The organism is Rhodothermales bacterium, from assembly GCA_039944855.1.
Taxonomy (GTDB): Bacteria; Bacteroidota; Rhodothermia; order Rhodothermales; family JANQRZ01; genus JBBSMX01.
Genome location: JBDUXZ010000003.1, coordinates 232742 through 247500 on the forward strand (window position 1 = coordinate 232742; position 14759 = coordinate 247500).

A 14759-nucleotide genomic window follows, 5' to 3' on the forward strand; every position below is an offset into this window, starting at 1 on the left:
CGCACGGGCCAAGCCACATTAAACAACGCGGGGACGACTTTACCAATCGCCCCCGCGTAAAATCTGTATTTCCCTACGGATCAGACGAAGAACGTGTGCCAAGCCGCCACGAGGAGCGCGATCACGAGGATGTTCGCGATCGAGATCGGCAGCATGTACTTCCAGCCGATGTTCATGAGCTGGTTGTACTTGAAGCGCGGGAGCGTCCACCGCACCCAGATGAACACGAACGCCATGAACGCCGACTTGAGGAAGAACGCGCCGACCTGCAGCACGGCCATCAGCCAGCCGAGCCCGCTCGCGTAGAGCGCGTCGGCGAAGAAGATCTCGCCGGGGACGAGGTAGCCGCCGAGGAAGAGCGTCGCGATGATCATGCTCGCGATGAACATGTTGACGTACTCCGCGAGGAAGAACATCCCGAACTTCATCCCCGAATACTCGGTGTGGTAGCCGCCGACGAGTTCTTGCTCGGCCTCGGGCAGGTCGAACGGCGCGCGATTCGTCTCGGCGAACGCCGCGATCGTGAAGAGGAAGAAGCCGACGGGGTTGCGGAAGATGTTCCACCCGAAGAGGCTGCCGAGGTGGTTCTGGCTCTCGACGATCGCCGTCATGTTGAGCGACGCGCTCAGCAGCACGACCGAGATCACGGCGGCACCCATCGCGAGCTCGTACGAGATCATCTGCGCCGACGACCGCAGCCCGCCGAGGAGCGAGTACTTCGAGTTCGACGACCACCCCGCGAGCGTGACGCCGTAGACCGAGAGCGACGTGAGCGCGAGGATGAAGAGGATGCCCACGTTGATGTCCGCCACGACGAGCCCGCGCGCGAACGGGATCACGCTCGCCGTCGTCATCGCGATCACCACCATCAGCGTCGGCGCGAACGAGTGGAGGAACCGGTTCGCGGCGGTCGGGACGATGTCCTCTTTGAAGATGAGCTTGAACACGTCGGCGAACGGCTGCAACAGCCCCTTCGGCCCGACGCGGTTCGGACCCGACCGCTCCTGGATGAACGCAGCCACCTTCCGCTCGGCGTAGACGAGCGCCGACGCCGAGATGAGCAGGAGGTTGAGCAGGATGAAGATGACGAGCGGGAGATCGATGAACTCCCAGATCGCGAGAATCGTAGCCATGCGGGCGAGGGGTGATGGGTGGGGGCGACCGGCCGGTCGCCCCTACGGCGTTAAATCAAGCAGGCTGTGCCGTGTCTTCGAGCTGGACGCCGAGGTGGCCCATCGCTTTGTGCGTGGCGCCGGCGAATGCGTCGCGCTCGGCGACCTCGGCCATCACGGCGGCGGGGCCGGCGTACGGCATCGCGTGGCCGAGGCGCTCGGCGATTTCGGGGAGCGCGGCCCAGCCGGGCTGGCAGTCGACCTTGTGGCTCTCGTCGTGCCAGCGGTCGAACGGCGTGCCCTGCTGGTCGAGGCGGCTCACGCCCATCTCCATCATCAGCGTCCGGTTCACGCCGCGGATCGCCTTGGCCGGGCGGAGGCGCTGCGCGCGGCCCGCGCCGTTGACGTACGTCCCGACCGTCTCGACGGCCATCGCTGCCGGGAGCGCGACGTTCGCGAACGGCAGCGTCTCGTTTGTGGTGTGGTAGTGGTGGAGGATGACCTGCACGCCGTCGAGGTCGGCCTCGCTTAGCACGCCGGCGGCGACGGGGTCGTCTTCGAGCACGTAGAGGACTTTGATCTCGCCGCTCTGGAGCCGCGACCGCAGGAGGTCCGCGTCGGCGGGCTCGATGCCGAGGCGCTCGCAGCCCTGCGCGTTCGGGGCGCGGTCGTCGGTGACGAGCCAGTCGTCGCCCGCGCCGGACTCGACGTGGGGGATGTACTGCGGCGTCGGCGCGCCGAGGGCGTCGGCGAGCTTCGTGAGGAGGTAGTTGTCCTCGACCGTCGCCCACGCGGAGCCGAGGAAGAAGACCTCGCCGCCGTCCACGTCTTTAAGCAGGAAGGCCGCGGCGTCGTACGCCTGCTCCCACGTCGCCGGGCCGAAGCCGCCGTCGCGGTAGAGGATGCGCGGGCCTTCGGGCCGGTGCTCGTTGAACTCGGTGTAGACGAGCCGCGCGGCGTCGGGCATCCAGTACTCGTTGACCTCGAGGTTCTGGCGCGGGGTGATGCGGAGGACCTGGTTGTCCTTGACCCAGTAATCGACGTTGATGCCTTTGCTGCCGTACGTCGAGACGCTCGGCGTCTTCGACATCTCCCACACGCGGGCCTTGAAGCGGAAGTACGTCTCGGTGAGCGCGCCGACGGGGCAGATGTCGCACACGTTCATCGAGTACGGGTCGTCGAACTCGACGCCCGGCGCGGTCATCGGGTAGTTCTTGTCGCCGCGGTTGTGGATCGTGAGCTGGTGCGTCTCGGTGATCTCACTCGTAAACCGCGTGCAGCGCGTGCAGTTGATGCAGCGCTCGGCGTCGAGCGTGACGTTCGGGCCGAGTTGGACGCGCTTCGGCTTGTGGACCTTCTCGAACTCGAAGCGCGAGCCTTCGGGGCCGTACTTGTAGGCCTGGATCTGGAGCGGGCACTGGCCAGCCTGGTCGCAGATCGGGCAGTCGAGCGGGTGGTTAATGAGCAGGAGTTCGAGGTTCGCCACCTGCCCGTGCTCGACCTCGGCGTCCGAAAGCTGGGTGTGGACCACCATCCCGTCGGTGATGTCGACCGCGCAGGAGGGCTGCAGCTTCGGCATGAAGTTGATGACGGGGTTGCCGTGCTCGTCGCGCTCGATCTCGCCCGTCTGCCGGCTCTTCATCGGCGTCCCGATCTTCACGAGGCACTGCCGGCAGTTGGCCGGGACGGACATCGCCGGGTGGTAGCAGAAGTGCGGGACCTCGATCCCCCGGTCCAGGCAGTACTGGAGGAGGGTGTCGCCCTGCTCGAACTCGTGCTGCTGGTTGTCGATCGTAACAGTGGGCATTGCAGTCGGGTGACGGTAGATCGGAGAACGGTTACGATTGGACGGCGTCGGCGGGCCGCTTGACGAGCGCGCCGCGCGCGGTGAGGACGACCGTGGGCTCGGGCTCAGTGATGGCGTCGATCTCTTCCTGCGAGCGGCCCTCGTCCTCGGCGAAGTGACGGAGGGTTTCGACGCTCGTCGTATCCGCCGTCACCGTCCCTTCCACGATCACCTCGGCGATGCCGAGGTCGGTGGGGAACGTGAAGACGTAGCCCGAGGAGTCGCGGGGGACCTGCACGCGGATCGGCTGCCCGGTCGGGTTCTGCAGCGTCAGCCAGCACCCTTGCATCTTGCACACCTGCGCTACGGTGCCCTCGACGCGGACGACGGTGTTGTTGTACGTCCCGACATCCTGCGTCACCGCCGCAGGCGTGAGCGCGACGAGGTCCCCGTCGAGGTCGAGCGGGTCGCCGTAGCCGTCGTACCCGGCCGGGATCGTGGGCACGGCGGCGAGGGCGTCATCATCGGTGACGACGTGGCCTTCTTGTGATTCGAAGCAGCCCGTTGTGAGCAACAGGCCGGCGGTGAGAGCGAGAGCAGCGAGACGCATGGGTTGGGTGTCGATTGGTGCGATGGATCAGGAGACGGGAGCGGGCTCGGCGGCGCGGCCTGCGCCGTCGCCTTCGAGGTCGGCCCCGGCGAAGGTGGCCTGACGGCACTTCGCCTCGAATTCGGAGCGGAAGCGGCGGATCGTCCAGCGGACGGGCCACGCGGCGGCGTCGGCGAGCGCGCAGATCGTGCGGCCCTCCATGTTGTCGCAGAGCTCGAGCAGGAGGTCGAGGTCGCGGAGGTTGCCCTCGCCCTCGTCGATGCGCGTGACGAGCTTTTCGAGCCAGCCCGTGCCCTCGCGGCACGGTGTGCACTGGCCGCAGGACTCGTGGTGGTAGAAGTGGGTGATGCGGCGGAGGAAGCTCACCATGTCGGTGTCTTCGTCCATCACGAGCATCCCGGCGGTGCCCATCATCGAGCCCGCTTCGCGGAGGCTGTCGGCGTCCATCGTCGTGCCCGCGCACATCTCGGCGGTGAGGACGGGCGTGGACGAGCCGCCGGGGACGAGCGCTTTGAACTTCTTCCCGTTCCGCATCCCGCCGCAGACCTCGTCGATGAGGTCGGAGATCAGCATGCCCGTCGGGTACTCGTACGCGCCGGGCTTCACGACGTGGCCGGAGATGCCGTAGATCGTCGGGCCGGGGTGCTTCTCCGCGCCGACGCCGGCGAACCAGCTAGCGCCGCGGTTCACGATGAGCGGGACGTGGGCGAGCGTCTCGACGTTGTTGATGGTCGTCGGCCGCGCCCAGATGCCTTTCTGCGCGGGGAACGGCGGCTTGACGCGGGGATAGCCGCGCTTGCCTTCGAGGCTCTCCATCAGCGAGGTCTCCTCGCCGCAGATGTATGCGCCCGCGCCCTTGTGCACGACGATGTCGGTCGAGAAGCCGGAGCCGAGGATGTTCTGTCCGATGTAGCCCTTCGCGTACGCCTCGTCGACGGCGCGCTGGAAGTGGCGGATCCAGTGGGCGTACTCGCCGCGGATGTAGATGTAGCACGCCGCCGCGGAGATCGCGTAGTTGGCGAGCACCATCCCCTCGATGACGAGGTGCGGGTTGTACTCGAAGAGCTGCCGGTCTTTGAACGTACCGGGCTCGGACTCGTCGCCGTTGCAGCAGAGGAAGCGCGGCACGTCGGGGTCGACGGGCGGCATGAAGCTCCACTTCAGCCCGGTGTTGAACGCCGCGCCGCCGCGCCCGCGCAGGCCGCTTTCGCGGACGTGCGAAGCGAGCCCCTTCGGATCGAACTTGCCGTCGCTGAGCACGGCACGGAGGGCGGAGTAGCCGCCCTGCTGCTCGTACACGTCGAGCTTGTGGAGGTCGCGGACGGGCGGGAGCAGCACGCGCTCGTAGTTCCGCCAGTCACCGGCCTTCGTTTTTCCGTCGTTGAGCTTGGGGGCTTCCATCGGGTAAGAGCTAGGGGATCAGGTCGGCGACGGGAATCGCGTGATCGGGCTGGGCCGTAGGAGCAACGGTCGCGCCGGCGCGCAGCGTCGTCTTCGAACGATACGTTTCGCCAGCCGGGTCGCGGTACACTTCGAGGCAGGCTTCAGGGACGTTGGCGATCCAATATTCGGGAACGCCGGCCGCTGCATACACAGCAAGCTTCACCGTCCGGTCGAGCGCGAGCGTGGCGTCCGACACCTCGACGAGGAGCACAGCCTCTGTGGGATGGGCGTCGAGGTAGTCGAGCGTGGCTCCCCGCACCACATACACGTCGGGCTCCGGCTCCGACCGCTCGCCGAGCGCAATCGGAAGCTGTACCCGCACGTCGAAGCCGGCTTCAAAGGTACGGCGCAGGGCAGCGGCGACGAGTTGGACGGTGGTGGCGTGGCGACTCCCTTGAGGGCTCATTCTCTCGACGATTTCGCCCGCAATCAATTCCAACCGCGCGTCAGGACGCAAGGCCCCGGCCTCCACCATCCGCTCATACTCCGCCCGCGTCCAACGATGCAGCCGGACGGGCGGAGTGTCTGACGGGGCAGTGAGCGTCGACATGACGGCGTTAGTGGATCGTCTCAGAGACGGGCGGGGTGACGTACTGCTCGGTGACGTCGACGTCGGAGCGGCGGTTGCCGCCCAGGTCGGTCTCGTCCTGCGGGAGCGTGACGCTCTCGAAGGCGGGCATCTCGCCGGCGCGGAGCGAGGCGATGAGCCGGTCACACTTCTCGGGCGTGAGGTTGTGGACGTACTCGCCGTTCGTGACTTGGAGCATCGGCGCGGAGCCGCAGGCGCCGAGGCACTCGGCCTCCTGGATCGAGAACAGACCGTCGGGCGTCGTCCCGCCCTTCGGGATGCCGAGCTTCTCTTCGAGGTAGTGGAGGATGTCGTAGCCGCCGCAGAGCTGGCAGGAGAAGCACGTGCAGACGTCGAGCACGAATTTGCCCATCTCCTTCTTGTAGTACTGCGTGTAGAACGTCGCGACGCCGTAGACCTTCGCGTACGGCAGCTCCAGCGAGTCGGCGACGAGCTCGATCACCTCGGCGGGGAGCCAGCCGAACTTCTCCTGCGCCAGCCAAAGCACCCACATCACGGCGCCGTCGGCCGTGGGGTATTTGGCGACCCACGCATCGATCTGCGCCTGCTCGTCGGCGGTCCACACGAGGTCGGCCGGCGCGACGTGGCGCTCGGGCTCCTCGGTGGGGAGGTACATCGGTTTCGGCGAAGCGTCCATCTTTCGAGTGTCGAGTTACGAGTGCGGAATGACGAGTGGGTGCTGCGAGCAACCATTCGTCACTCGGCGCTCGTCATTCGTGGTTCTATTTATCAGCCTCGCCCATCACCGGGTCGATGGAGCCGATGAGGACGACGGTGTCGGCGATCATCGCGCCTTCGAGCATGTACTCCAGCCCCTGCAGGTTGCAGAAGCTGGGCGAGTTGATCTTCATGCGATACGGGCTGCCCGTGCCGTCGGAGACGAGGTAGAACCCGAGCTCGCCCTTCGGCGCTTCGATGGCGTGGTAGGACTCGGCGCCCTGCGGCGCGGCGGGGCCGTTGTCGGTGAGGATGAAGTCGTGGATCATCCCCTCCATCGAGTAATAGACCTCGTCCTTGCTCGGGTACGCTTCCTTCGCGTTGTCGACGCGGATGGGCCCGTCGGGCAGGCGGTCGAGGCACTGCCGGATGATTTTGATCGACTCCTCCATCTCCTCCATGCGGACGAAGTAGCGGGCGAGGCTGTCGCCCTCGGTCCGCATCGGGATGTTGAAGTCGATCTCTTCGTACTTGAGGTAGGGCTCGAAGCGGCGGATGTCGTAGTCAACGCCCGAGGCGCGGAGGTTCGGCCCGGTGAAGCCGAGTTCGACGACCTCCTCGGCTGTCACGATCCCGATGCCGTCGTTGCGGTCGAGCCAGATGCGGTTGCGGTTGAGGAGCTTTTTCCACTCCTTGATGTCTTTGGAGAAGTTGTCGCAGAACTCCCGCAGGAGCGTCAGCGCCTCGGGGCTCACGTCGGACGCTACGCCGCCGATGCGGCTGTGGCTCACGGTGAAGCGGGCGCCGGCGACCTCGTCGAAGATGGAGTACGCCTCCTCGCGGTACTTGAACGTCCAGAGGAAGACGGAGAGCGCGCCAGCATCCATGAGCGCCACGCCGAGCCAGAGCAGGTGGGCCGAGATCCGCGCGAGCTCCGACATCATCGTGCGGATCCACTGCGCGCGCTCGGGCACCGGGATCCCGGCGAGCTTCTCGACGGCGAGGCACCACGCGACATTGTTGGAGTAGGGGCTCAAGTAGTCCATGCGGTCCGTGTAGGGCATGAACTCCTGGAATGTCTTCACCTCCGCCAGCTTCTCAATCCCGCGGTGGAGGTAGCCAAGATCGAGGACGGCCGTCTCGATCGTCTCGCCGTCGAGGCGGATGACGACGCGGAGGACGCCGTGGGTCGCCGGGTGCTGCGGCCCCATGTTGAGGATCATCTGCGACTCGAGCGGGTCGGCGTCGCGCTCGACGTAGACGTGCTTGTTCTCGAGCCGCTTGTAGAGCGCCTCGTTGTGGCGGGGCCAGAACGTGAAGCTGTGGTCGGCGGCCATGTCGCGCGTGGCACCGAGGTCGTAGGACTGCTTCTTGATTTCCATGTCGGGTTCGGGGTCCGAAGTTCGGAGTTTGGGGTTTTTCGCCCCCAACCTCAAACCTCTCACCTCCAACTAGTCGGTTGGGACGTCGCCGTGGGCGCGGGCGAAGGGGTCGGCGGTGAGGGCGCCGCCGGTGTGCTGCGGCGGGAGCGGGAGGCTGCCGGGGATGCCGAGCGTGGGGAACTCCTTCCGCTGCGGGTGGAACTCGAAGTCCTCGGGCATGAACATCCGTCGGAGGTCGGGGTGGCCGTCGAAGCGGATGCCCATCATGTCCCACGCCTCGCGCTCGTGCCAGTTGGCGGCACGGTAGACGCCGGTGACGGACGGCACCGGCGTATCCTCGTCGGTGCGGAGCTTGACGCGGATCCGCTTGCGTCCCTGCATCGAGACGAGGTTGTAGAACACCTCGAACCGGTCCTCTTCGGTAAAGCGGTCGTTCGCGCCGAGGTCGGAGAGGTAGTTGAATCCCTGCGACTCCTTGAGGAAGCGGCAGACATCCACGATCCGGTCGCGGTCCACGTAGACGGTGTGCTCGCCCGCGTACACCACCGTCTCCCCCGCGGCGTCGCCGAACTCTTCGCGCAGCGCTTCGATCACGTCGGCGACCTGCGTGGTCGCTTTGGCGTGCGGGTTCTGCGTCGCCTCGGCTTCGTTCGGCGGGGCGACGGGCGTGAAGTGGAACTTGAGGACCTGCTTCTCCTGGTCCGGGTCCACACGGGGCTTTACGTTTCGGACGTCGTCGCGCATCGGGAGCGGGGATTAAGCGTGCGAGCCGGCGAGGCGGCGGGTCTCCTCGGCCGAGGCCGGGCGGATGGCGGGCACGTCTTCGCGCTCGTCCATCGTCACGGAGTGCTCGTTGCGGATCTTCTCCTGGATGTCCATCAGCGCGTGGAGGATCGCCTCCGGGCGCGGCGGACAGCCGGGCACGTACACATCGACGGGGACGAAGTTGTCCAGACCCTGCACGACGCCGTAGCAGCGGTGCATGCCCCCGGTGGAAGCGCACGCGCCCTGCGCGATGCACCATTTCGGGTCCGGCATCTGGTCCCAGATGCGGCGGACGACATGCGCCATTTTGTACGATACCCAGCCGGCGACGATCATCAGGTCGGCCTGGCGGGGGGAGAAGCGCATGGCCTCGGAGCCGAAGCGGGCCACGTCGGCTTTGGGACCGGCGAAGGCCATCATCTCGATGGCGCAGCACGCGAGGCCCATCGGCATGGGCATCAGCGAGTTCGAGCGCGCCCAGTTCGTGACGGCGTCGACGGTGGTGGTGAGGAAGCCTTCTTGCATGGGGGTTCGGGGTCACGTTGGAGGACTACTCCAACCGGAGGACAGGGCGAACGTTTCGGGACGAGCTACAGGTTTTCATTCGTGGCTGAAAACTTCACCACGGGGCGACCCGCCTAGTCCCACTCCAGCCCGCCCTTCTTGATGTCGTAGATGAGCCCGACGACGAGGATGAGGATGAAGACGAGGACGACGGCGAATGCACCGAGGCCGGCGCCGGCTTCGATGAACGTCTGGAAGCTGACGGCCCACGGGTACATGAACACGACCTCCACGTCGAACACGATGAAGATCATCGCGACGAGGTAGAACTTCACCGAGTACCGCTCGCGGGCCGTCCCGATCGGGTCCATCCCGCTCTCGTACGGGCTCGACTTCACGGCGCGCGGCCGGCTCGGGCCGAGGTACTCCGCCGCTTTGAGCAGGGTGAGTGCCAGCCCGAGGGCCAGCACGAGCATGAGGAAGATGGGCAGGAATTCGACGAGCATAGCGGCGGCGCGAGACAAAGGGCGTATCCGGACGAAGGTACGGCACGCGGCGGCCCCGTTCAATTGAAAGGCGCCGAAGAACGCACGATTCCGGCTGCCTCTATTCCAGCCCGACGCGCTCGAAAATCTCGTCCACGTGGCGGAGATGGTACGCCGGATCGAACGCCTCGGCGATGGCCTCAGCCGAGAGGTGCTCCGTGACGACGGAGTCCTCGACGATCGCGCGGAAGCTGCGGCCCTCGCGCCACGCCTGCATCGCGAGCGGCTGAACCAGGTCGTACGCCGCCTCCCGGTTGAGCCCCGCGTCGATCAACCCGAGCAGGAGGCGCTGGCTGAACACGAGCCCGTGCGTCCGGTCCATGTTCTCCTGCATCCGCTCGGGATAGACAACCAGATTCTCGATGATGTTCGCCATCCGGTGGAGCGCGTAGTGGAGGATCGTCGTCGCGTCAGGCAGGATCACGCGCTCGACGGAGGAGTGGCTGATGTCGCGCTCGTGCCAGAGCGCGACGTTCTCGTACGCCGCGACCATGTAGCCGCGCAGCAGCCGCGCCGTCCCGGTCACGTTCTCCGACCCGATGGGATTCCGCTTGTGCGGCATCGCGCTCGATCCCTTCTGCCCTTTCCCAAACGCCTCTTCGGCTTCGAGTACTTCCGAGCGCTGGAGGTGGCGGATCTCGACGGCGAGCCGTTCCAGGCTCGCGCCGATCACGGCGAGTGTGGCGAGGTAGTGCGCGTGCCGGTCGCGGCCGAGCACTTGCGTCGAGATCGGCGCGGGGCGGAGGCCGAGCCGCTCCATCGTCACCCGTTCCACCTCCGGCGGGATATTGGCAAACGTCCCGACGGCTCCACTGAGCTTCCCGACGCGGATATCCTCGGCCGATGTTTTAAAGCGCTCGCGGTTGCGCGTCATCTCGTCGAAGGCGAGCGCGAGTTTGAGCCCGAACGTCGTCGGCTCGGCGTGGACGCCGTGCGTGCGGCCGATCGTCAGCGTGGCCCGGTGCTCCTTCGCCCGCTCGGCAAGCACGTCGATCATCCGGTCGAGCGCGGCGGCGATGTGCTCGTTCGCCCGGAGGAGCCGAAGGCTGAGCGCCGTGTCGACCACGTCCGATGACGTCAGCCCGTAGTGTACCCACTTCCGCTCCTCGCCCAGCGTCTCCGACACCGCCCGAGTGAAGGCTACGACATCGTGCCGCGTGGTCTCTTCGATCTCGTGGATCCGATCGATGTCGAACGACGCCTCGCGATAGAGCGTCTCGACATCCTCTTTCGGGATGGAGCCGGTCACGTCGCTCCACGCCGCGCACGCCGCCAGTTCGACGTCGAGCCACGCCTGGAATTGGCCGTGCTCACTCCAGAGGTCGCCCATCTCGGGGCGGGTATATCGGTCGATCATAGCGTCCAAACGGGTCCGTGACGAAGTACTGGAAGCTACCACCCGCTGTACGCTACGCGCCGCGCCTCACTCGACATTCACCGCCACCTTCCCCATTCCCGCTTCGATGCGAACGATGAACGCATCCTCTTCGCGCTGCACCTGCTGGCTGTGCCACAGCCCCTTCCCCCGCTTGATGAACCCGTTCGGGACCTCGACGCGCGCCAGCCACGAGTCCGGCGCGTAGAGAATGACCGGCACGTTCTCCGGCAGTCTCACCAGCAGCGACGACACGCCGACTTCGATCTCAGCCTCGGCTCCGGGCGGCAACGGTCCACCCGTGAAGTCCAGATCGAACGAGCCGGCTCCACCTTCGAGCGCGAAATGCTCGAACCGAGCATTGCCCAGCTTCCGTCCGACGAACTTCGTCATCCCCGCTTCCACGTCGAGATGCTCCATGGTCACGGGATTCAACTCGTCGAACGCCAGCATCGTCTTTGCCATCCCGCTCTCGACTCGGAGGCGCTCCACGCGCAGACCTGTCAGATCCAGCTCGGCCTCCGTCATCCCTAACTCGAACGATAAGTCGAGGGCGACGCGGTCGGAGAAGAATAGCAGCCACTCGTTGTCCTCGGGAATACTGAATCCGCGAACTGTTAGCCCATCGCCTCCTTTCCCCCCCGAGTCGAAGCCGAGCGTCAGTTCTCCTGTCGCACCATCGCGCTCGTAGCTCATCTCAGGCACCATGCCTTCGTCTTCCAGCGCGACTTCGGCCTGAAACAGGTAGCCCGGTTCCGCCTTTGCTACGGTGACGTGTCCGAGGGCAAGATCGAAGTCAGCTCGCAGCGCCGACTCTCTCTCGTGCGGGACCTCGAAGTAGTATCGCTCTGTGATGGCCGCTAGCACCGGCACAGCGCTGCCTACGAGCACAAACAAGAGAAGGGGGCGCAGCCGGAGTGTCGGTCGGGTTCTCATGGTCGGCTGTACGCGCGGGAGGCGAGACTGGTTACGCCTTCACACGCTTCCATTCACTCCTCGCGCCCATTTCACTCCCCCCTGCCACTTCAGATATGCTCGCGCTGATCGCGGAGATATTTGTAGAGGAGTGCACGCGCGCGGAAGATGTGTGCCTTTACCGTACCCAACGGGAGATCCAACTCCACTGCGATCTCGTCGTAGCTCAGATCCTGCTGGTGTCGCATCACGATAACACGGTGATACTTAGGAGGCAGCGCGTCGATGGCGAGTTGAATCAACTCACGCCGCTGATCTTCCATCACATGCCGGTCGGGGCGATAGGTGGTGTCGGGTACTTCGTACGTGCGACTGTCATCGCTCCCCGGCGCCGGCTGATCTATTGAGAACGTCGAAAGCTTCCGCTTGCGCAGGTAGTCAATGGTATGGTTGGTCGCAATCTTGTAGAGCCAGGTCGAGAACGCGTAATCGCTAGAATAAGAGCTGAGTGACGTAAACGCTTTGATAAAGCTCTCCTGCACGAGATCATCTACCATCCCCTTATCACGAACCATCCGATGCACATGGCGACGGATGGGTTCTTGGTACTTCTGCATGAGTTGCTGATAGGCCTCTTGCCCACCCTCTAGCGCTTCAGAAACGAGGGTGCGGTCTTGCTCACTGGAAGCAGAAGGGGCATCGGAGGACGGGCGAGCCATGCGGGCGTGGAGTATGGAGTAATACCGGTCGCGCCGAATCTACGGACCGGGCATGAGTTGGTTCAAAGGCCTCCTGAACTTCCGCGACCCGACATGGGCCGCAGCATGCCAAACCCCTCATTGCTGATACCCAAAACAAAAGAGCCCCGCTGCCATCAGGCAACGGGGCTCTAAAGGAACTTGGCGGCGACCTACTCTCCCACGCGTTAGCGCAGTACCATCGGCGCAGCAGGGCTTAACTACTCTGTTCGGTATGGGAAGAGGTGTTTCCCCTGCGCAATAGCCACCAAGAACTCGGCGAGCTACGACTACAGCCTTACCGGCTGGACGTACTCAAAATATTTGACACGATGCAAGTAGCGAAGGGTCCTAGCGGGTCACCAAGCGCCTGAGCGCTGTGGTTCAAATCCACGTGCGGAAGCGCACTATGGATCTAAGTCTCATAGGTAATTAGTACGGCTCGGCTAAACGTATCGCTACGCGTACACCTGCCGCCTATCAACGTCCTCATCTAGAACGACCTATAAGGGAAATCTCATCTTGTGGTGGGCTTCGTGCTTAGATGCTTTCAGCGCTTATCCCTTCCCGACGTAGCTACCCTGCGATGCAGCTGGCGCCACAACAGGTACACTAGCGGTCAGTCCGTCCCGGTCCTCTCGTACTAAGGACAGATCCACTCAAATTTCCTACGCCCGCAACAGATAGGGACCGAACTGTCTCACGACGTTCTGAACCCAGCTCACGTACCGCTTTAATGGGCGAACAGCCCAACCCTTGGGACCTTCTCCAGCCCCAGGATGCGATGAGCCGACATCGAGGTGCCAAACCTCCCCGTCGATGTGAACTCTTGGGGGAGATAAGCCTGTTATCCCCGGCGTACCTTTTATCCTTTGAGCGACGGCCCTTCCATTCGGAACCGCCGGATCACTAAGGCCTGCTTTCGCATCTGCTCGACCTGTATGTCTTGCAGTTAAGCGTCCTTGTGCCTTTACACTCTACGCATGATTACCGACCATGCTGAGGACACCTTTGCGAGCCTCCGTTACATTTTAGGAGGCGACCGCCCCAGTCAAACTACCCACCTAACACTGTTCCCCGACCGGATCACGGTCGCGGGTTAGGCTTCAACCAAAACGAGGGCGGTATTTCAAGGGTGGCTCCACGACGCCTGGCGACGCCGCTTCGCAGCCTCCCGCCTATCCTACACACGTTTTGGCCGAAGTCAATGCTAAGCTGTAGTAAAGGTGCACGGGGTCTTTCCGTCCCGTTGCGGGTAGCCGGCGTCTTCACCGGCACCACAATTTCACCGAGCTCATGGTTGAGACAGTGCCCAACTCGTTGCACCATTCGTGCAGGTCGGAACTTACCCGACAAGGAATTTCGCTACCTTAGGACCGTTATAGTTACGGCCGCCGTTTACTGGGGCTTCGGTCGGGAGCTTCATGGGCGAACCCATTAACAACCTTCCTTAACCTTCCAGCACCGGGCAGGTGTCACTCCCTATACTTCGTCTTGCGACTTAGCAGAGAGCTGTGTTTTTGATAAACAGTCGGTTGGGCCTTTTCACTGCGACTCTCCCTTGCTTTTAGTGGGGGAGAGTGCCTCTTATCCCGAAGTTACGAGGCTAATTTGCCTAGTTCCTTAACCATGAATCACTCGAGCGCCTGAGGATACTCTCCTCGCCTACCTGTGTCGGTTTGCGGTACGGGCACCTTTGGCAACGTACGACGCTTTTCTCGGCAGCATGCTCGGGGCCACTATGGGTTTGCCTGGCGGCTCCCCCTACTGTCGTGTTTCAGCCTATATGAAGGGCGGATTTACCTACCCCTCGGCCTACGCACTTCAACGCCCAATTCCGTCTGGACGCGGACCTTACGCTTCTGCGTCACGCCTTACGTTAACGCTGTCAGGTGGTACGGGAATATTAAACCCGTTTTCCATCGCCTACGCCTTTCGGCCTCGGCTTAGGTCCCGACTAACCCTGTTCCGATTAACGTTGAACAGGAACCCTTAGGCTTACGGCGGACAGGTTTCTCACCTGTCTTGTCGTTACTCATACCTACATTTTCGCTTCCAGAAGCTCCACCCCTCCTCACAGAGAGGCTTCGACGCCGCTGGAATGCTCCCCTACCACTGATGGTAGTAAACCACCAATCCGAAGCTTCGGCGCCATGTTTGATGCCCGGACATTTTCGATGCCGGACCGCTCGACTAGTGAGCTATTACGCACTCTTTAAATGAATGGCTGCTTCTAAGCCAACATCCTAGTTGTCTGTGCAGTCCGACCTCCTTTGGTCAACTTAACATGGACTTGGGGGCCTTAGCTGTCGATCTGGGTTGTTTCCCTTTCGGACACG

At 63.9% G+C, this 14759-nt stretch carries 13 protein-coding genes and 2 rRNA genes (1 of these 15 cut by a window edge); all 15 read right to left on the reverse strand.

Translation table 11 applies throughout. From position 1 onward, the window contains the following. Positions 1-80 precede the first annotated feature (80 nt). Entirely contained in the window at positions 81-1133 is a 1053-nt protein-coding gene (gene nuoH / locus ABJF88_02295; GenBank protein MEP0545738.1) for an NADH-quinone oxidoreductase subunit NuoH, read from the reverse strand. Positions 1134-1188: 55 nt separating this feature from the next. Then, the gene (locus ABJF88_02300; GenBank protein ID MEP0545739.1) at positions 1189-2919 is read right to left on the reverse strand and encodes a molybdopterin-dependent oxidoreductase; all 1731 of its coding nucleotides are present in this window, start codon (positions 2917-2919) and stop codon (positions 1189-1191) included. Between the two features lie 31 nt (positions 2920-2950). Beyond that, entirely contained in the window at positions 2951-3508 is a 558-nt protein-coding gene (locus tag ABJF88_02305; GenBank protein ID MEP0545740.1) for a DUF4920 domain-containing protein, read from the reverse strand. Between the two features lie 27 nt (positions 3509-3535). Further along, positions 3536-4909 (reverse strand): NADH-quinone oxidoreductase subunit NuoF, encoded by a 1374-nt coding sequence (nuoF, locus tag ABJF88_02310; protein ID MEP0545741.1) that lies wholly within the window; start codon positions 4907-4909, stop codon positions 3536-3538. A 10-nt stretch (positions 4910-4919) separates the two neighbouring features. After that, complete coding sequence (locus tag ABJF88_02315; GenBank protein MEP0545742.1) at positions 4920-5501, reverse strand: Uma2 family endonuclease; 582 nt, start codon at positions 5499-5501, stop codon at positions 4920-4922. 7 nt (positions 5502-5508) lie between these two features. Then, the gene (locus tag ABJF88_02320; protein ID MEP0545743.1) at positions 5509-6177 is read right to left on the reverse strand and encodes an NAD(P)H-dependent oxidoreductase subunit E; all 669 of its coding nucleotides are present in this window, start codon (positions 6175-6177) and stop codon (positions 5509-5511) included. Positions 6178-6262: 85 nt separating this feature from the next. Then, the gene (nuoD, locus tag ABJF88_02325) at positions 6263-7534 is read right to left on the reverse strand and encodes an NADH dehydrogenase (quinone) subunit D (GenBank protein MEP0545744.1); all 1272 of its coding nucleotides are present in this window, start codon (positions 7532-7534) and stop codon (positions 6263-6265) included. A 114-nt stretch (positions 7535-7648) separates the two neighbouring features. Beyond that, a complete protein-coding gene (locus tag ABJF88_02330; GenBank protein MEP0545745.1) occupies positions 7649-8323 on the reverse strand; it encodes an NADH-quinone oxidoreductase subunit C in 675 nt (224 codons plus the stop codon). 12 nt (positions 8324-8335) lie between these two features. Continuing rightward, the gene (gene nuoB / locus ABJF88_02335) at positions 8336-8869 is read right to left on the reverse strand and encodes an NADH-quinone oxidoreductase subunit NuoB (protein MEP0545746.1); all 534 of its coding nucleotides are present in this window, start codon (positions 8867-8869) and stop codon (positions 8336-8338) included. 113 nt (positions 8870-8982) lie between these two features. After that, entirely contained in the window at positions 8983-9354 is a 372-nt protein-coding gene (locus ABJF88_02340) for an NADH-quinone oxidoreductase subunit A (protein ID MEP0545747.1), read from the reverse strand. A 100-nt stretch (positions 9355-9454) separates the two neighbouring features. After that, positions 9455-10750 carry an adenylosuccinate lyase gene (purB, locus tag ABJF88_02345; GenBank protein ID MEP0545748.1) on the reverse strand — a complete coding sequence of 432 codons (1296 nt, stop codon included), beginning with the start codon at positions 10748-10750 and terminating at the stop codon, positions 9455-9457. Positions 10751-10816: 66 nt separating this feature from the next. Further along, the gene (locus ABJF88_02350) at positions 10817-11704 is read right to left on the reverse strand and encodes a hypothetical protein (protein ID MEP0545749.1); all 888 of its coding nucleotides are present in this window, start codon (positions 11702-11704) and stop codon (positions 10817-10819) included. An 89-nt stretch (positions 11705-11793) separates the two neighbouring features. After that, a complete protein-coding gene (locus ABJF88_02355; protein ID MEP0545750.1) occupies positions 11794-12402 on the reverse strand; it encodes a sigma-70 family RNA polymerase sigma factor in 609 nt (202 codons plus the stop codon). A gap of 178 nt (positions 12403-12580) precedes the next feature. Further along, a 5S ribosomal RNA gene (rrf, locus tag ABJF88_02360) occupies positions 12581-12693 on the reverse strand. Between the two features lie 140 nt (positions 12694-12833). Continuing rightward, positions 12834-14759: ribosomal RNA gene (locus ABJF88_02365) — 23S ribosomal RNA — on the reverse strand; it runs 1007 nt beyond the window's last position.